Source organism: Amycolatopsis sp. cg13 (assembly GCF_041346965.1).
GTDB lineage: Bacteria > Actinomycetota > Actinomycetes > Mycobacteriales > Pseudonocardiaceae > Amycolatopsis.
This window is the reverse complement of the sequence record NZ_CP166848.1, coordinates 1,654,745-1,671,924: the sequence shown is the minus strand read 5'-3', so window position 1 is coordinate 1,671,924 and position 17,180 is coordinate 1,654,745. Positions and strand designations below refer to the sequence as shown.

Genomic DNA, 17,180 nt, shown 5'->3' with positions numbered 1-17,180 from the left:
GGAAAAGCCGTCGTGGCAAAGGAGAAAAGCATGGCCGAGCGAAGAACCGGCGAAGTCCGTCCCGACAGCGTCTGGCAGTCGCCGCACCGCACCACCCTTGCGGTGCTGACGGGCTGCGTGGTGCTGGTGTGGGCGGTGATGATGTCGGTCTTCCCGGCGCTGCCGCACATCGCCGCGGAGCTCAGGCTCGAATCCTCGAGTCTCGGCGCGCTGCTCGCGGTGTCGTCGCTGGTGATGACGGTGTTGAACGTCCCGGCCGGTGTGCTCGCCGACCGGTACGGCCGCAAACCGCCGATCACCGTCGGGCTCGGCGTCAGCGCGGTCGGCATCTTCCTCGCCGCGCTGTCGTCGTCCGGGCCCGCTTTGCTGATCGCCGGATGGCTGGTGTTCGGCGTCGGCCGCGGCCTGTTCCTGTCGCCGACGTTCACCGTGCCCGCCGATCTGTTCTCGTTCCAGCAGCGCGGAAAGGCGATCGGCGTGCTCGCCGGGGGCATCGGCGCGGGTTCGGTGCTCGGGTACGTCCTCGGCGGATTGCTGTCCGCGGGCGGCAATTGGCAGCTGGTGCTCTGGGTGGACGGTGCGCTGCTGGCCGTCGCCACGGTGGCGGCCGCTTTGCTGCCGGAGAGCTTGAAAGAGAAACTGCCGAGCACGTTGCCGAAGGCGTTCGCGCAGACGTTCACCTGGTTCGCCAACCGGACCGTGGTGGTGTCCGGTTTGGTGGCCGGAGTCGCGTTCGCGGTCGGCGTGGCCGCTACCTTCCTGGTGCCGTTCAGCTTGACCGCGCTCAACGCGTCCGCGTGGCTGATCGCGTTCGTGTTCATCCCGTACGAGGTCGTGGCCTCGGTCGGGACCACGGTGGCGGGCGCGATTTCGGACAAAATCGGCCGCAAGCCGGTGCTGATCGGGTGCATCGCGCTGGTCGTGGTGGCGCTGGCGCTGCTGCCGCTGGCGGGGGTGTCGGTGGTGAGCGTCGCGATCATCTACGCGTTCGTCGGACTGGCCGAAGGCCCGGCCATCTCGATGACCACCACCATGGTCACCGACGAGGTCCTGAAGCTGGACCCGCGCCGGGTCGGGTCCGCGCTCGGCGCCAACCGGCTGATCCAGGGCATCGGTCCCATTCTCGGCCCGGTGTTCGGCGGCCTGCTGGTGCAGGGAGTCGGCGTCGACGCCCGGTTCTGGGTGCTCGCTGGCGCCGGTGTGGTCGCGGTGGTGCTGGCTCTGGCGTTGCGCGGTGCGCCGGTGAAGGCGGTGGCCGCGTGAGTTCGGCGTCGCTGCGGAAAGAGTTCAAGGAAACCACTGCGGACGTGTCGGTGCCGCAATTGCGGAAGAACACAGCCGCGTTCTGGAAACGGCATCAAGCCGATCCCGAGACCGTGACGACCGCGCTGATCGGATTGTGGACCGGCGCTGCCGACACCAATCTCCGGATGGGCGTCGCGATGACGCTCGGGCCCGCCGCGGACACCGTCGCCGGGGCGATGGAATTCCTGCTCGGCACCGTGCCGGAGGACGGCGACTGGCGCGTGCAGGAGTCGCTGGCCAAAGGGTTCGACTGGTTCTGCGCCGTGCGCGGCTGGGAGAAATCCCTGCCGGTGATCGAGCAATGGCTGGGCCACGAATACCACAACGTGCGCCGGGCCGCGGCCGAGGGCCCGCGCGTGTGGACGAAACGCCCGTACTTCATCGACCACCCGGACCATGCTCTGGAACTACTGGGCCGATTGCGCGCCGATTCCAGCGACTACGTGCGCAAATCGGTGGGAAATTCGCTGTCCGACATCAGCAAGACCCATCCGGACCTGACCCTGGCCGCGCTCAGCGAATGGGCCGGGGATCCCGGGGCCGCCTGGGTGATCGCCCGCGCCTGCCGCCATCTGGCGAAAACGCGCGCCGAGCAGACAAAGCGGCTTCTCGCAGCGACGAAAGGATGAGCCCGTGGCCATCAGTTCCGACGTGTTCTCGCTCCCCACCTTCGCCGGGTCCGTGGACGGGCCGCCGACCGCCATGTTCCGGCGGATCAGCGAGCTGACCGTGCTCGCCGACCAGCTGGGCTTCGGCCGCGCGTGGTTCGCCGAGCACCATTTCCAGCCGCACGGCGGCATCCTGTCCGCGCCGGACGTGCTGATCGCCGCGCTGGCCGGCCGCGCGCCGCGGATCCGGTTCGGGCTCGGCGTCGTGCAGGTGCCCTACCACCACCCGCTGTCCGTCGCGGAGCGCGTCGCGACCCTCGACCAGGTCACCGGCGGCCGGGTCGAACTCGGGCTCGGACGGGCGTTCCTCAAATGCGAGTACGACGGCTTCGGGATTCCGATGACCGAAAGCCGCGCCCGGTTCGCCGAGGGCGTCGAAATCGTCCTCACCGCGCTGACCGGCAAGGAATTCGCGCATTCCGGCCGCTTTTTCGAGTTCCCCGAACTGCACGTGGAACCGGCGTGCGTGCAGGATCCGCCGCCGGTCTGGGTGGCCGCCGCGACCACGCCCGAGACGTTCGAATGGGCCGGGCGCAACGGGTTCAATCTGATGGTCGCGCCGCTGCTGTCGCCGGATCTGCCGTCGCTGGGCGAAAAGGTGCGGCTGTACCTGGACGCGTGGACCAAAGCGGAACAGCCGCAGATCGTGGTCAACGTGCATGTGCACGTGGCGGAGGACGACGAGCGGGCGCTGGCCGAAGCCGAGCCGCACCTGCGCCGCTACGTCGACGAAACCCGCGCGGCCGGTGCCTCGGCGATCGCCACCTTCCACCGCGACGGAGTGCCCGCCGACTTCGCGCACTATCCGGCGTTGGGCAAGCGCTGGTTCGACTTCACGGTGCGCGGCGCTGTCGAACGCGGCGCGGTGGCGGCTGGTTCGCCCGAGACCTGCCGACGCATTCTCCGCGAACTCGCCGGCCAGTTGCACTGCACCTCCGTCGCCGCCACCTTCGACTTCGGCCAGCCGCAGGAGCTGGTGGAGCGGTCCATGCGCCGCTACGCCGGCGAGGTCGCGGGCGCGCTGTGAGCGACTACCCGGTGCCGTTCCGGCTGGCGCTGCGGGTTCTCGGCGCGTTGAAGGTGCTGGGCCTGCGGCCGGGCGAACCGCTGCTGCCGCGCCTGCTGTTCATGGGCGCGGACCCCGGCGAAGCGGTGGATGCCCTGCGGCGCATCAAATCCGTGTCCGGCTGGGTGCGGGAATGGACCGCCCTCGGCGACCGGCACGAAGAGCTGGGGCAACGCGCCATCGACCGCGGCGACCCGGTGGGCGCGGTCGAAAGCTTGACCCGCGCCGTGGCCTACCTGCGGGTCGCCGAATACCTCGAAGCTGATGAAGAAGCGCGTCGCCGGTTGTGGACGCGCCTGGTGTCAGTGGCCGGTTTGGTCGCCGACCACAGCACGCCGCGCGTGGTGCGCCGGGAGACGCCGGTCCCGGCTTTCGTGAGCCTTCCGCCTGCCGCGGAGCCGGTGCCTTGCGTGCTGACCTTGGGCGGGGTGGACGGGGTGAAAGAGGAGTTCTTCGCCCTGCTCGCCGCTTACGCTTCCCGCGGCTGGGCCGGAGTCGCGCTAGACCTGCCCGGCCAAGGTGAGGTGCGGCGGTTCGACGGCGTGCCCTGGCGGGCTGATGCGGAGACCGTCGTGTCCGAGGTGCTCGACGACCTGGTCAAGATGCCGGAGATCGACCCGGACCGCATCGTGGTGGTCGGCGGCAGCGCGGGCGGCTATTTCGCCCTGCGGGTCGCGGCCACTGATCACCGGGTCGCGGGTTGTGCGGTGATTTCGGCTCCGGTGCGGCTTTTGGACGTCTACGAGTCTGCGCCGGAGCCGATTCCGCGCACTATGAGGTACAACCTGGCCGCGGAGTCCGACCAGGCGGCGCGGGAACGCTTGCGCGCCTTCGACGTGGTGCCGTTGCTCGGCGACATCGAATGCCCAGTGCTGCAGATCCACGGCGGGCGGGACGGGACGGTCCCTGTCGCGCAGAGCGAGCCGGTGCGGACGGTGTTGGGGGAGCGGGTGCGCAGCGTGGTTTACGCGGATGGCGATCATCTGTGTTTCAACCATCGGCCTGCGTGGGAAGCGGAGCTGCGGGGCTGGCTGACCGAGCTTTTCGCTGAGCAGCGCCGGGTGCCGGGTTCGAATCCGTAGCTCACGAGCTTTGCCCGGGCGGCGATCACCGCCGTTCGGCCACCGCGCTCACCACTGCCGGATGCCGTGCTCGAATCCGTAGATCACCAGCTGCACCCGGTCGCGGCAGCACAGCTTCTCGTGCAGATGGCGGATGTGGCTCTTCACTGTCGTGTAGCTGATCATCAGGCGCTCGGCGATCTCCTCGTTGCGCAGCCCGGAGACGACCAGCTGCAGCACCTCCGCCTCGCGTTCGGTGAGGCCGCCCGGCATTTCGGCGGTCTCGCCGGGCGGCGGCTGGGCCACGAACGCGGAGATCAGCCGCACGGTGGAGCTCGGGGAGAGCAGCGCCTCGCCGGAATGGGCGGCTCGCAGCGCGGCGATGATCTTGTCCGGCGGCGAATCCTTGACGATGAAGCCGACCGCGCCCCGGCGCAGGGCGGTGAACAGGTACTCGTCGTGGTCGAACATCGTGAACATCACGACTTTCACGCCGTCGCAGCCGCCGGGGCCGGTGATGTGCGAGAGCGCGTCCAGTCCGTTCATGCCGGGCATGCGGATGTCCATCAGCACCACGTCCGGCTTGAGCCGGCGGCACAGTTCCACCGCTTGCCCGCCGTCCCCGGCTTCGCCGACGACGGTCATTCCGGCGCGTTCGCACAGCACGCTGCGCAAGCCGATCCGGACCAGCGGCAGGTCGTCCACGAGCAGCACCCGGATCATGGCGGGCGTTCAGCGGGGAAGGGACACTTCGAGGACGAACCGGCCGGCGGATCTTCGGCGCGTGGTCACCCGGCCGCCGCATCGGGTCACGGCCAGCGCCAGGCCGCGCAGGCCGTGCCCGCGATCGAGTTCGCGGTGCGCGGGCCGTTCGGGCACTCCGCCGCTCACGATCGTCACCACGATTTCGCCGCCGAATTCGACCAGAATCGACACGCGCCCGCCCGCCCGGTGTTTCGCCGCATTGGAAATTCCCTCCATTACGATGCGCTCGAGCAGAAGTTCCTGCGCTGATGAAATGTCCGGGCAATCGGGCCCGCGCACTGTCGCCGACACGTCGGCCACCTCGCGCGGAATCCGGGACGGGATTTCCCGGACCCAGTCGGCGACCCCGCGCGGCGACGGATTCGCGGCGCTTCCGGAGCGCAACAGTCCCGACACACGCCGCAGATCCCGCAGCGCCGCTTCGGCCATGCCGGTGAGCAGCGCCAGTTCGGCCTGGCTGCAGCCGCCGCCTTTTTCGCTCCACAGCCGGGTCTGCGCGGTCATCAGGACGAGATGGTGCCCGACGAGATCGTGCAGGAGGTCGCCGACGTGACGGAGGTCCGGTCGCGGTTGGACAGTTTCCGGCACCGGCCGCGACAGCGCCGACGGTCGTGTTTCCGCCCCCATTGGTCCCCCTGAGTCGTGGCCCCCCGCACGGTATTCGATTTTCCGCAGACGGATGCTACCCGACCCGGGGACGTGTCGCCTAATGGTTGCAAAACCCGGGAGCACTTCTCGGGGAATGATCAAAAAATGTGTTATCAGCGCGCTCGATCGATTACGGACGGGAGGCGGCGGCTGATCGGGTATTGCTGCGAATGGCCGAACATCCGTTTCGGGCGCGGAACTCGGTTCGTTCCGACCGGCATGGGGCGGCGCCGGAAAACTGTTGTTTGCGTGTTTTGCTCGAGTTCAGGCACCGGGCGCAGCCGCCGTATCGGGAACTGTGCAGCGTGGCGGCGAGAGAATAGGGCCCGGCGTTCACCTTTTCGGCAGCGGCAGCACGTTGAGCGTCCGGCCGTTGACGGTGACGTCGAAACCGTCCTTCCTGACGTCGAAACCGAGCTGCGCCGGGTCGGCCTCCGGCAGCGCCGCGCCGAGCTTGGCCAGCGGGATGCCGCCTTCCTTGGCGATCTTCATTCGGTACAGCCGGTTGTAGATGTCCGCGTCCGGCGTGGCGAGGGAAGGCTTCGCGCCGGGCTCGCCGACGGCGAAGAAGGCGTCCGCGACGATCTGCCGGTCCGCGGTGCCCTTCACCGCGCCCACCCGGGCGTTGGTGAGTTCGGCGAGCAACGCCTGGTACTCGGGGCCCGCCCGGTCGACGCTGACCGCGAAACCCCGCTGCGGCAACGGCCCGCCTCTGACCGTTCCCTCCGCGATCGTTCTGTCGGCGACCCGGACGTCGGCGGCTCCGAGCGCGTCGAACCGCTTGAGAAAGGCCTCTTCGAGCGGAAGAAGCTGCAGGCCCCGGGCGCGCTTGCCGAGCGCGATCGCGACGTTGGAGTCGATGATGCGCGTGCCGGACCGCACCGCAGGCGAGAGGACGAGCGTCTCGCCCCGCCGCGCGGGCCGATCCCCTTGAGCTGCAACAGGGCCAGACCGGCCATCGTCGCCGCCTGAACCAGCAGCAAGGTTTTGAGGACGGCCATGTTCGCCCACGCACCTGCTCGGCAGTCGCAACACCGGGATGTGGCCGTCGGTCAGGGTCGCGGAGTGCCGTCACCGCCGCGTCACCCGGAATCCGCCGGGGCCGCAGGAGCGAATTCCGAGGCGCATGTTCGCAGTCCCCGGGTGTGCTCCGGGGACTGCGAACACGGCGCGGCGCGAAACGACCCGGACCCGGCCGAGCGGGGGCCTCTCGGACGACGGGTCAGGACTGGTGGTGAACCAGGGTCGCACCGGTCCGGAAGTCCTCGAGAACCGCGGTGATCTCCTTGTGCCGCAGCACGCACGTGTACCCGGGATCGTGCTCGATCTTCACTTGGACGGGGAACTTGGCGGTTCCCGTGACGGTGCCGTCCTTGATCGGGTAGTCCGCCGTGGTCCGGCCGGTCGCGGACGCGTGGACGTCGAGAGTCGTTTCGCCGTTGGTGCAGAAAGCCTTCACATCGGCGGTCAACTTAGTGGAAATCGTGGTGGTGCCGCGTTCCAACGCCACATCCACCTCTCGGAACGTGACAGTGGCGACGGTTCCGTCCCAGCCGACCACGGTGGCCTCCGGCACGAAGTGCGCCTCGGCCGCCTGCGCGGCGGTGGAACCGGCGGCCAGGAACGCCGCGATCGTCGTGACGGCAACAGCGATTCTCGCCGGATTCCGCCACAGTGCACGCCTGGCGAGCAGCGCGCGGGCTTCCTTGAAAAGCATGCCGACTCCTTGTCCGGTACTCGAGCGGAAGAGGGAGCAAGAATCCGGCGGCGACTGGTGCCGGGGAGGAACCGCACCAGTCGCCGCCGTCGCCGACGTGTCGCGGGTCGGCTGTCAGCTCCCGGTCAGACTGGCTGGAAGTCGACCGGGACGTCGTTGTTGTTCTGGTCCTTGGCACCGCCGGAGGCGCCGTTGACGACGGTGAAGTCCTTGGTCGTCCCGTTGAATTCGAGCCGCAGCGTCTCGAAGCCGACCCGCAGGGTGGACACGCCGCGCAGGTTGGCGGCCGCGACGTGGAACTTGAGGTCGATGTCGACGTCGATCAGCTGCTCGTTGCGGAAGGTTTCCTTCAGCACGCTGCGGCTGCTGTCGTGCTTGAAGCTGAAGACCCACACCTTCCAGCTGTCCGAGGCCGGGAGGTTGTAGACCTGGTAGAGGGCTTTGAAGTTGTAGCTGCGGAGTTTGCCGTGGATTTCTCCTTCGAGGTCGAAGCCCTGGGACTGGACCACGAGTTTCTGGAAGGTGCTGAAGCCGTGGAACGCGGTGATCGGGTCGTCGGCGGGGGCGGCGGCTCTAGCCCCGTTGCCGGCGAGGACGAGGTCGAACGGGCCGTGCGTCACGTCGATCAGGGACGCGCGGGCCGAGCTGGAGGCGGACGCCGTCGTCACTCCCGTGGTCAGGGCCAGCACGCCGACAGCGATCGCCACCACCGCCCGGGTGCATGCCTTCCAGGCACGATTTTTCATTTCATCCTCTTTCATGTCCGATGTGGGGCACATTTCGGGAATCGGGCATTCGGCGACTCGGGCCGCCGTCGACTACCTCATCAGGGGGCACTGGACGGCGACTGGACGGCGATTGGACAGCGAATCCCGGCCGGAAACGGAGCATCCGCAACGGGATTCGGGAGATCAAGCGAACACGTCGGCGATTCGCGGTGAGTCCGCAAAGGACTGAAAACGAACGGGTTTTCCGGCGGACGGGCCTGGCTTGCACCCGGCTGTCGGCGGCACTTTAGCCCGGGCGGAGCCATTTTCTTGTGCCCCGGCCGCCGGGCGCATTACTTTTGGCGGGCAGCCGAGAGCGTTTTGGCTCGCAGCCGACAGCTGGGGGCGACGGTGGCAACGAGTGCGGTACGCATCCAAGTGCTGGGTTCCCTGCGGGCTTGGCGCGACGGGACCGAACTCGATCTCGGCCCGCCCGGGCGGCGCGCGGTTCTCGGGCTGCTCGCGCTCGCCGGCGGGGACGCCGTGGCCTTGCGGGATCTCGTGGACGCGCTGTGGGGCGACCGGTCGCCGCCGAGCGCGGTGAACGTCGTCCAGACCCACGTCAAGCATCTGCGGCGATTGCTGGAACCCGGCCGTGCGCCGCGAGCGGGCAGCGGGGTGCTGCCGCATGTCGGCGGGGGCTATGCCGTGCGCCACGACGCGGTCGACGTCGACCTGTGGCGGTTCCGCGAACTCATCGCCGAGGCGAACGACGCGCACCGCGACGCCAACACCGCCCGCGTCGCGGCTTCGCTCGGCGAGGCGCTCCGGCTGTGGCACGGCAGGCCGCTGGCCGACCTGCCGCCGCTCGCCGACCACCCGAAGGTCGTTTCGCTGATCGCCGAGCGCCGGGAAACGTTTTGCCGCTACGCCGGGGCGATGGTCGACACCGGCGCCGCCGCGGAGGTCCTGCCCAGCATCGCGGAAGCCGCCGCGGAACAGCCTCTCGACGAAGCCGTGCAGGCCCTCCTGATCCGCGCCCACCACGCGCTCGGGCAGCGGGGCGAGGCGTTCCGGCTCTACGGGCAGGTGCGGACGCGGCTCGCCGACGAACTCGGGATCGACCCCGGACCCGAACTGCAGGCGGCGCACGCGGCCGTGCTGCGCGACCCCGCCGCCGCGGCTCCCGCCGAACCCCGCGCGGTGCACCGGGTTCCGAAGCAGCTGCCCGCCGAACCGCGCGGGTTCGCCGGACGGACGACGGAACTGTCCCTTTTGGACAGTCTGGCGACCGGCGGCATCGCTGTGGTCTCCGGAACGGCGGGCGTCGGCAAGACAGCGCTGGCCGTGCATTGGGCACGTCGCGTCCGGGCGCGCTTTCCCGGCGGGCAGCTTTATGCGAACCTGCGCGGCCACGCACCGGGCGTCCCGGCGGCTCCGGCCGAAATCCTCGCGCAATTCCTTGCCGCGCTGGGAATTTCGCCCTCGCGCATCCCTTCCGACGCGGAGACCGCGGCGGCCCTGTACCGAACCCTCACCACCGATCGGCGGATCCTGGTCCTGCTCGACAACGCCGTCAACCCGGATCAAGTCCGGCCGTTGCTGCCCGCCGGACCCGGGTGCCTGACGGTCGTGACCGGGCGAGACCGCCTGACCGGTCTCGTCGCGGTGAACGGCGCGCGCCGGATCACGATCGACGTGCTCAGCCCCGACGAAGCCCTCGAACTGCTCGCGGGCGTGCTGGGCCGCGAGCGCGTCCGAGCCGAGTCCGAGGCGGCGGCCGAGTTCGCCAAACTGTGCGTCCATCTCCCGCTCGCGCTGCGGATCGCGGCCGCCAACCTCGCCGACCGGCCCAGCGCGGGCATCGAGGACTACGTCGCGGAACTGCGCGAGGGCAACCTCCTCGCCGCCCTCGCGGTGCCGGGCGACGAACAGACCGCGGTGCGGGTGGCTTTCGATCTGTCCCACGCCGCCCTGCCCGCCGCCGCCCAGCGGCTTTTCCGGTTGCTGAGCCTGCTTCCCGGCGCGGATTTCGACGCCAGGGCCGTGGCGGCGCTGGCTGGCATCGAGACAGTGCGGGCGGCCGTCCTGCTGGACCGGCTCGCCGCCGCGAACCTGGTCGAACGCGCGCCCGACCGGTACCGCTTCCATGACCTGCTTCGCCGGTACGCCGCCGAACAAGCCGCACAGCTGGAGCCCGCCGAGGACCGCGAACGGGCGCTGCGCCGCCTGTACGACTGGTACTTGGCATCAGTGGACGGTGCCGCCCGTCTCCTGTACCCGCACATGCTGCGGCTGCCGGTGTCCGGCGTCCCGTCGGTGTTCGCCGGGCTGGGCGAGGCGTCGGCGTGGCTGGACACCGAACGCGCCAACCTGGTCGCCGCCGTGCGGTTCGCGGCCGATGGCGGCCCGCGGCCGATGGCGTGGCGGCTCGCCGACGCGTTGCGCGGGTACTTCTGGATGTGCATGCGCCGCGTCGAATGGCTCGCGGTCGCCGAAGCGGGCCTGGCCGCCGCCGACGCGGACGGCGAACCCCGCGCCCGGGCCGCCGTCCGGCTCAGCCTCGCGGACCTGTACTTCCGCCAGGGCCGGTACCAGCAGGCGGTCCGGCAGTACACGGCGTCGTTGCTGCTCGCGCGGCAGGCGGGCTGGGTCGAGGCGCAGGCCGCGGTGCTCGGCAACCTGGGGTGCGTCTACTGGCAGTCCGGGCGGCTCGCCGCCGCCGCGTATCGGTTCGGCCGCGGGCTGGCGCTCAGCAGGCGGATCGGCCAGGCGGCCGGGGAGGCGGTCGCGTTCGGCAATCTCGGGCTCGTTTATTGGGAAATGGGCCGGCTCGCCGAAGCCGCCGGGCACTACACCCAGGCGCTGCACCGGTACCGCCGCATCGGGTCCCGGTACGGCGAAGCGATCAGCCTCGCCAACCTCGGGCAGACCCAGCAGGCCCGCGGCCGGACCGCCGAGGCGGTGGAACTGCTCTGCCAGTCCCTCGACCTGCAGTGCGAGGCGGGAAACCGGGGCGGCGAAGCGGAAACCCGCAGCCGGCTGGCCCTGGCGCACGGCGATCGCGGCCACCGGGCCATGGCGCTCGAATGCGCCGGCACGGGGCTCGCGCTCGCCCGGGAAGCAGGCGATCCGCGCACGGAGGCGGAGGCGCTGGCGGCTCTGGCGGCCGTGCTCGCCCGCTTCGGCGACCGGCCGGAGGCGATCCGCCGGTACGAACAGGCCCTCGCCCTCATCCGCGAGACCGGCGACCGGTACCCGGAAGCGGACGCCCTCATCGGCCTGACGACGGTCACCGCGGACCCGGAACCCGCCCGGCAGGCTCTCGCGCTCGCCGAGCGGGCCGGCTACCGGGCGCTGGAGGGCCAGGCCTTGACGGCGCTGGCCGGCGCTTTGCTCGCCCGCGACGAGCCCGCGGCCGCCGCCGAACACGCCCGCAACGCGCTCGCCGTGCACCGCGAGACCGGGCAGGGGCCGGGGGAGACCCGGACGCTCGCGCTCCTTTCCCGGCTCCGCCGCGACGAATGACGGCGGTTCCGCGGGGCGTCACCAGCGGATGCCGCTCTTGTCCACCGTGTAGGTGCCGTCCGGCTCGACGGTGACGGCCAGCCACGGGTTCACCCCGTCGGCCCCGATCGTGCCCGGACACGAGAACTCGCCCCGGTCGTAGACCGTCCGGCCGATGCCGTCCTTCGCGGGTTCCTGCTCCTGCTCGAGCACGCCCACCCACCGGCAGGCCTGGTTGACGACCTCGTGCGTGATCGCCAGCTGGACCGACGTGATCTTCGCGTCCTGGACACACCAAGAAACCCGGTTGAAGTACCTCCACACCCCTTCGTTGGCCAGCTCGATCGGGCCGGTGGTCCAGCACCCGTACCCGTGCGCCGCCGCGCCCGTGACGAACGGGACAGCGGCGACGAAGCCCGCCGCGACGGCCGTGAGTGCGCTGGCTCTGAGCATGACAACCCCCTCGTTTTCCGTGTCCTCCCACTGTGTTGGCTCCGCGCGGGGCCTCGCAAGGCGCCGAGGCGGCGGGTCCAGCGGATGTTCAGCGGGTGTCCAGTCCGCCTGGGGATCGGTGCCCGGGACCGCTCCCCGGAGCCGGTATTAGCTTCTGCCTTTCGCCCCGTTCCGCACATCGGCTCACGGAGGTCCGGTCATGCTCACGTTCGTTCTGGTGCACGGTTCCTGGCACGACGGTTCGGCCTGGAACGCGGTCGTTCCCCGGTTGGAAGAACTCGGGCACGTCGCGCACAGCCCGACTGTCGCCGGGCACGGCAAGGGCGTGGACAAGGCGGTCACTCACGACGACTGCGTGCGCTCGGTCCAGCGGTTCGTCGTGGACCGGGATCTCGCGGACGTCGTGCTGGTCGGGCACAGTTTCGGCGGGTCGGTGATCGCTCGGGTGGCCGAGGAGATCCCGGAACGGTTGCGGCGCCTGGTGTTTTGGAGCGCGTTCGTGCCGAGGCCGGGCACCAGCGTCGAGGACGATCTGCCGCCGCACTACCGCGAGCTGTTCGCGGAGCTGGCCCGCGGGTCGGGCGACAACACGGTGATGTTGCCGTTCCCGATCTGGCGCGAGGCGTTCATCCAGGACGCCGGCCTCGACCGCGCGACAGCCGCCTACCGCCAGTTGTCTCCGACGCCGTACCGGCCTTTCCTCGACCGGCTCGACCTGTCGAGGTTCTCCCGGCTGGAGATCGCCAAGAGCTTCCTGAACTGCACCGACGACACGGCGCTGCCTCCCGGCGAGTGGGGGTGGCATCCGAAGATGTCCGGACGGCTCGGACTGCACCGGCTGGTGCAATTGCCGGGCAGTCACGAGGTCGTGTTCACCAACCCCCGGCTGCTCGCCGAGAAGATCGTCCACGCCGGACGGGATTGACGCCCGCCCGCGCCGGGTGGTCAGCTCCAGGGCTGGTCGAGGAACAAGTAACCGCGCTGGGCGCCGGTGCGCTGCTCCGGGCGCGCGGTGTCCCGGCTGGCCTTGCGGCCGGCGTCCTTCGAAACCACGACCAGCCCCACCGCGAGCAGAACGATCACGACCCCGCCCAGAATGACGAATGCTTCCAGCATGATTCCCCCTGACGGACAGCTGTGCTTTCTCGTAATCCAGTAGCGGAAACACTACGACGGCGCGGAGCCGGAAGCGGGCGATTTGAGGATTATTTAGGCTCGGTTGAGCCGGATTGAAGGTCTATTGGAATATTCGTCGCAGGCCGTTCGGAACGGATCTTCATTCGGTTGGGCTAGCCCTGTAACGCCTTTCGGCGCCTCGCGACCCATTCGTGTGCGAGCCGGCCGGGCGCCGGCGCAACAGTGGGGAGGACGGGTGGCCGATCCGGGCACTCACGTCGACGTCGCCGGGGATTTCCGCGGGCAGCTGGTGATCGGCGACCACAACATCACTGTCTACGCCGAGCAGTCGGTGGTCACCATCGTGCCGCCGGGCGAACAGCCGCGGCCGCTGCGCCGGGCCAGCGCACGGCTGCTGCCGCGGCGGGCGGCCCCGCCGGTCGGCAGGGAACAGGACGTGGCCGCGGTGCGCGCGGCGGTGGCCGAGCACAGCTTGGTGCAGCTGCACGGGGTGCCCGGGGCAGGCAAGAGCACGCTGTTGCGCTACGCCGCCGGCGTGCTGGCCGAGGACCATTCGGACGTGGTGTTCCTGCCCGCCCGCGGCCGCGACGTCGCGGATTTGGTGCAGGAGGTGTTCGAGGCCTGCTTTGAAGCACCCGGCTATCGGCCGTCCCCGGCGGAGCTTCGTCGGCTGATGGCCGATGTGCCGTTGCTGGTCCTGGTCGACGATCTCGACTGGTCCGCCGACGAGCGGGCCGTGCTGCTGGACGGGGCGCCCGAGGCCACGGTGGTGTGCACGGCGACGGAGCGCACCGTGTGGAGCGACGGCGCGGCGTTGCCGGTCTCCGGCCTGACCGAGGAGTCCGCGCGCACGCTGCTGGCCGCCGTGCTCGGCCGGCCGTTGCGGGACGAGGAACACGCCATCGCGACGGAATTGTGGCGGGCGAGCGACGGCCTTCCCTTGTTGCTGTTGCGTGCGGCCGGGGCCAGTGGCGAGGGAACCTTGCCTCGGGCCGCAGCACTGGGCGAATTGCTGCCCCGGGTGCTGAGCGGCCTGAGCGGACTGGCGCGGGAGACGCTCACACTTCTGAATCTGCCCGGGAAGCCCGTGCTCTCTCCGATGGTCTTGCCCTGGCTGTTCGATGACGCAGCCGCATTGCCTGCCGCACTGGCGGAATTGACCGCGCACGGCCTGGTACTGGAAGACGGCCTCGGCTACCGGCTGGCCCCCGCCGAAGAACTCCCGCCCGACCTCGCCGTTTCTTCTGACACTGTGGAACGTCTGGCCGCTGGTCTGCTGTCTTGGGTCGCGTCGCCGCAACTGCCGCCGCAACTGGTGGCTGAGCACGCCGAGCTGATCAGCGCGGTCATCGATGCCACGGTGGCCGCTGGAGTGGCCCGGGCGGGCGCTCGGCTGGCCAAGGCGGCCGCGCCGTTCGCGGCGTGTTCGCTGCGGCTGGGCGCGTGGGAGCGCATTCTCGGTCGCGGGAAGATCGCCGCCGAGCGCGCCGGGGACCGTTCGATCCTCGCGTATCTCACCCACGAGGACGGAATTCGCAGCCTGGTGACGGGAAAACGGATGGCCGCGGCGGCCGCGATCGGGGCGGCGGTGGCGGTCTGGCACGAACTGGGGCAGGCCTCCCACGCCGCGCTGGCCCAGCAGATCCCGGCGCTCACCGGCCCGGCCGCGCACGCTGGGGTGGGCGGTCAAGCCGCGGCGCACACTGCGGGCGCGCAGGCGGTCGCGCCAGCCGCGAAAACCGCCGCGGTGGGCGCGAAGACCGCTGCGGGCGGGGCGAAAGCTGCTGCGGTGGGCGCGAAGACCGCTGCGGGCGGGGCGAAAGCCGCCGCGGTGGGCGCGAAAGCCGCTGCGGGCGGGGCGAAAGGCACCGCGCTCGGCGTGAAAGCCGGGGTCGGATTGAGCGCGAAAATCGCCATCGCCGGGGCCGCGACCGTGGTCGTCGGCGGGGCCGGCTATTTTGGTGTGCAAGCCTTCCTGCCCGCCGCCCCGACCCCCGCCGCATCCGAACGTCCGGCCGCGCCGCAGTTGACCGGCATCCAATTAGAGAAGGCGCTGGTGCCGCAGTCCTCGTTCCCGGACGACATGGGAATCGCGGCGGGCAGCGAGGTCTCCAGCGGCGCTTCCGTGAGCGCAGCACAGCCGCAGCACAACCTGGCCACGATGAACTGCACCGACTGGTCGGCGCTGCTGCTGAAAACCACGTTCGTGCCCGGTTTCGGCGAGTCGGCCTTCGCCGCGAACAGCCACGCGACCGATCCGGACCGCCAGCAGTCCATCTACGTGGACCAGGCGATCTATCAGTTCCCCTCGGCCACCGCGGCGTCGGCGTTCTTCACCGGCCTGCGCCGGGTGCTGTCCGGCTGCGGCAAACTGGACAGCCAAAGCGGCCCGCCGCTGAGCGACGCCGCCATCGAGGGACACCCGGGATTCTCCGCCACCCTGACCCCGTTGCTGCGCACGGCCAGCAGCTACGACCTGTACGGCGTGACCAATCCGCGTTACGTGCTCGACGGCGACTACGTGTACGCGATGGCCGAGGGAGTCGGCCGCAACACCCTCGTCGGCTCCCTGCACGGCCTCGATTATCTTGTCCCGCAAGGCATCTCCCGGATGATCAGCAATGTCACCGGGTCGAACCCCGCCGCGAGAACCGGCCCGGCGGCCAGTGCTCCCAGCACGACGGATCCGACGCCGACCGGACCGGCCGCCGTGGTGCGGAACTACATCGACGCGATCAACGCCCGCCGCTACCAGCAGGCGTGGGCGCTGGGCGGCGACAAACTGCACGAGACCTACCGCCAATTCGTCGCCGGCTTCGCCCGCACCGACCACGACGAACTGACGATCGTGGCCACTCAGGGCGACGTGGTCACCGTCAGCCTGACCGCCGTGCAGACCGACCACACCCGCCAGACCTACGCCGGCACCTACACCGTCAGCGGCGGCGCCATCACCGCCCATTCGATCCACCGCACCGGATGATTCCCGCGACCCCAGGAGGGCCAGACCCGATGACCGAACCGGGACAGGACCGGATCACCATCCACGTCGGAAGCGACCTTTCCGGCCAAGTGGTCTTCGGCGACAACAACATCACGACTGGCGGCGACTACCACGCCGCAGCCTCAGCCGACCTTGCCGCCGTCACCTCGTTGCTCGAAGAGATCCGCGCGGCGCTGCCCGCCGACCTCGCCGAGCAAGGCGGCGCCCAACTCGACGACCTCGAAGAAGCGATCACCGCGGACACCCCGGATCTGTCCGCTATGGAACGGGTCCGGGACTGGTTCTCCCAGCACGTCCCGGCCCTCGCCGGCGCGATCGGCCGGACAGTGCTGCACCCGGTAGTCGTCCGGCTGGTCGCCGCCGCTGGCGACACTCTTGCCGCGGACTTCCATCGCCGCTTCGGCAGTTGAACGCGCTGTCGTGGTGCCCGAATGAACAAACAATACGATCGCGGTGGCATTTCCGGCGGAGGTCGGCGTATACCGGAAAGCTCCTGAAACTGCCCGCTCTCGGTATCGGGACGAATATGCATTCAACGTGCACGAAAGCTTGATTCCTCCCCGCCGATCCGACGCTACGGTCGGAAACGGGCGGCAATCGCCCCGAGAAGAACGACAAGGGAGGAACCGCACATGCGTACGCTCACGACGGTTTTGGCGGGCACGTCGGCCGCCGGCGCGCTGCTGCTGGGAAGCGGGCCGGCGACCGCCGCCGCGCAAGACCCTGCCTACATCGCCACGATCCAGGTGTTCTCCAGCGGCGACGTCTACCGGGTCGAACTGCTCAAGCAGGCCGACGCGGACCAGGCGGTCAGACTCATGAACGGCCAGGCCACGCATCCGGGAATTCCCGTCGGGGACATCGTCCGGGGTTCCTCCGGCGTCAACACCGGATACGACTGGCACATCGACCCCGCGACATTCCACTGGGCCGACAGCACTATTGAAGCGTGCGACGGACAGCCGCACGAAGTCAGCAACGCGGGGGAATGGAAAGTGAAGCAGTATTGCCCGTGGACCATTAAAGTCGTTTCGGTGACGCCGGAAAACTGAGCGGGTTCGAGCTGGGGACGGCCGCGCAGAGCCGTCCCCAGCTCGAACGCGGGCCTCGCCGCGGTCACAGGGTCAGCGCACGTGGCGTTC

At 69.9% G+C, this 17,180-nt stretch carries 16 protein-coding genes; 9 read left to right on the top strand and 7 right to left on the bottom strand.

The annotated features are described in order from the left end of the window. The first annotated feature begins 30 nt into the window (after positions 1-30). Genes AB5I40_RS07415 through AB5I40_RS07400 form a run of 4 tightly spaced genes read left to right on the top strand, consistent with a single transcriptional unit; the run spans position 31 to position 4,121 of the window. Positions 31-1,263 carry an MFS transporter gene (locus AB5I40_RS07415; RefSeq protein WP_370937679.1) on the top strand — a complete coding sequence of 411 codons (1,233 nt, stop codon included), beginning with the start codon at positions 31-33 and terminating at the stop codon, positions 1,261-1,263. Further along, positions 1,260-1,934: a DNA alkylation repair protein gene (locus AB5I40_RS07410; protein WP_370937678.1), complete on the top strand. Its 675-nt coding sequence runs from the start codon at positions 1,260-1,262 to the stop codon at positions 1,932-1,934. Before AB5I40_RS07415 ends, AB5I40_RS07410 begins: the two co-directional genes overlap by 4 nt. Positions 1,935-1,938: 4 nt before the next feature. Further along, a complete protein-coding gene (locus tag AB5I40_RS07405) occupies positions 1,939-3,000 on the top strand; it encodes an LLM class flavin-dependent oxidoreductase (protein ID WP_370937677.1) in 1,062 nt (353 codons plus the stop codon). Then, entirely contained in the window at positions 2,997-4,121 is a 1,125-nt protein-coding gene (locus AB5I40_RS07400) for an alpha/beta hydrolase family protein (RefSeq protein WP_370937676.1), read from the top strand. The genes AB5I40_RS07405 and AB5I40_RS07400 overlap by 4 nt, the downstream gene beginning before the upstream one ends. 48 nt (positions 4,122-4,169) lie before the next feature. Here the strand turns inward: AB5I40_RS07400 and AB5I40_RS07395 are convergent, their stop codons facing one another. From AB5I40_RS07395 to AB5I40_RS07375, 5 genes are all read right to left on the bottom strand, one after another. Next, positions 4,170-4,823 carry a response regulator gene (locus tag AB5I40_RS07395; RefSeq protein ID WP_370937675.1) on the bottom strand — a complete coding sequence of 218 codons (654 nt, stop codon included), beginning with the start codon at positions 4,821-4,823 and terminating at the stop codon, positions 4,170-4,172. Positions 4,824-4,832: 9 nt separating this feature from the next. Further along, entirely contained in the window at positions 4,833-5,492 is a 660-nt protein-coding gene (locus tag AB5I40_RS07390; protein ID WP_370937674.1) for a sensor histidine kinase, read from the bottom strand. 354 nt (positions 5,493-5,846) lie between these two features. Then, on the bottom strand, positions 5,847-6,395 hold the full coding sequence (locus tag AB5I40_RS07385) for a hypothetical protein (RefSeq protein ID WP_370937673.1): 549 nt from the start codon (positions 6,393-6,395) through the stop codon (positions 5,847-5,849). A gap of 340 nt (positions 6,396-6,735) precedes the next feature. Next, the gene (locus AB5I40_RS07380) at positions 6,736-7,230 is read right to left on the bottom strand and encodes a hypothetical protein (RefSeq protein WP_370937672.1); all 495 of its coding nucleotides are present in this window, start codon (positions 7,228-7,230) and stop codon (positions 6,736-6,738) included. A 125-nt stretch (positions 7,231-7,355) separates the two neighbouring features. Next, positions 7,356-7,976, bottom strand: a complete 621-nt coding sequence (locus AB5I40_RS07375) for a hypothetical protein (RefSeq protein ID WP_370937671.1) — start codon at positions 7,974-7,976, stop codon at positions 7,356-7,358. A 372-nt stretch (positions 7,977-8,348) separates the two neighbouring features. On the opposite strand from AB5I40_RS07375, the gene AB5I40_RS07370 reads away from it, so the two are divergent. Then, the gene (locus tag AB5I40_RS07370) at positions 8,349-11,465 is read left to right on the top strand and encodes a BTAD domain-containing putative transcriptional regulator (RefSeq protein ID WP_370937670.1); all 3,117 of its coding nucleotides are present in this window, start codon (positions 8,349-8,351) and stop codon (positions 11,463-11,465) included. Positions 11,466-11,483: 18 nt separating this feature from the next. Here the strand turns inward: AB5I40_RS07370 and AB5I40_RS07365 are convergent, their stop codons facing one another. Beyond that, a complete protein-coding gene (locus AB5I40_RS07365) occupies positions 11,484-11,897 on the bottom strand; it encodes a hypothetical protein (protein WP_370937669.1) in 414 nt (137 codons plus the stop codon). Between the two features lie 199 nt (positions 11,898-12,096). On the opposite strand from AB5I40_RS07365, the gene AB5I40_RS07360 reads away from it, so the two are divergent. Continuing rightward, positions 12,097-12,822, top strand: a complete 726-nt coding sequence (locus AB5I40_RS07360) for an alpha/beta fold hydrolase (RefSeq protein WP_370937668.1) — start codon at positions 12,097-12,099, stop codon at positions 12,820-12,822. A 20-nt stretch (positions 12,823-12,842) separates the two neighbouring features. On the opposite strand, the gene AB5I40_RS07355 is transcribed toward AB5I40_RS07360, so the two are convergent. Continuing rightward, on the bottom strand, positions 12,843-13,013 hold the full coding sequence (locus AB5I40_RS07355; RefSeq protein ID WP_370937667.1) for a hypothetical protein: 171 nt from the start codon (positions 13,011-13,013) through the stop codon (positions 12,843-12,845). 256 nt (positions 13,014-13,269) lie between these two features. Here AB5I40_RS07355 and AB5I40_RS07350 point away from each other — a divergent pair, with 256 nt between their 5' ends. From AB5I40_RS07350 to AB5I40_RS07340, 3 genes are all read left to right on the top strand, one after another. Continuing rightward, entirely contained in the window at positions 13,270-16,017 is a 2,748-nt protein-coding gene (locus AB5I40_RS07350; protein WP_370937666.1) for a sensor domain-containing protein, read from the top strand. 29 nt (positions 16,018-16,046) lie between these two features. Continuing rightward, positions 16,047-16,448 carry a hypothetical protein gene (locus AB5I40_RS07345; protein ID WP_370937665.1) on the top strand — a complete coding sequence of 134 codons (402 nt, stop codon included), beginning with the start codon at positions 16,047-16,049 and terminating at the stop codon, positions 16,446-16,448. Between the two features lie 222 nt (positions 16,449-16,670). Further along, the gene (locus AB5I40_RS07340; RefSeq protein WP_370937664.1) at positions 16,671-17,090 is read left to right on the top strand and encodes a hypothetical protein; all 420 of its coding nucleotides are present in this window, start codon (positions 16,671-16,673) and stop codon (positions 17,088-17,090) included. The last annotated feature ends 90 nt before the right edge of the window (positions 17,091-17,180 follow it).

What these genes read in the sequence shown, in the direction of transcription:
- AB5I40_RS07345 (WP_370937665.1), top strand. Translation starts at nt 16,047, where the DNA reads ATGACCGAACCGGGACAGGACCGGATCACCATCCACGTCGGAAGCGAC.
- AB5I40_RS07340 (WP_370937664.1), top strand. Translation starts at nt 16,671, where the DNA reads ATGCGTACGCTCACGACGGTTTTGGCGGGCACGTCGGCCGCCGGCGCG.
- AB5I40_RS07390 (WP_370937674.1), bottom strand. Translation starts at nt 5,492, where the DNA reads ATGGGGGCGGAAACACGACCGTCGGCGCTGTCGCGGCCGGTGCCGGAA.
- AB5I40_RS07380 (WP_370937672.1), bottom strand. Translation starts at nt 7,230, where the DNA reads ATGCTTTTCAAGGAAGCCCGCGCGCTGCTCGCCAGGCGTGCACTGTGG.
- AB5I40_RS07395 (WP_370937675.1), bottom strand. Translation starts at nt 4,823, where the DNA reads ATGATCCGGGTGCTGCTCGTGGACGACCTGCCGCTGGTCCGGATCGGC.
- AB5I40_RS07415 (WP_370937679.1), top strand. Translation starts at nt 31, where the DNA reads ATGGCCGAGCGAAGAACCGGCGAAGTCCGTCCCGACAGCGTCTGGCAG.
- AB5I40_RS07355 (WP_370937667.1), bottom strand. Translation starts at nt 13,013, where the DNA reads ATGCTGGAAGCATTCGTCATTCTGGGCGGGGTCGTGATCGTTCTGCTC.
- AB5I40_RS07365 (WP_370937669.1), bottom strand. Translation starts at nt 11,897, where the DNA reads ATGCTCAGAGCCAGCGCACTCACGGCCGTCGCGGCGGGCTTCGTCGCC.
- AB5I40_RS07375 (WP_370937671.1), bottom strand. Translation starts at nt 7,976, where the DNA reads ATGAAAAATCGTGCCTGGAAGGCATGCACCCGGGCGGTGGTGGCGATC.
- AB5I40_RS07360 (WP_370937668.1), top strand. Translation starts at nt 12,097, where the DNA reads ATGCTCACGTTCGTTCTGGTGCACGGTTCCTGGCACGACGGTTCGGCC.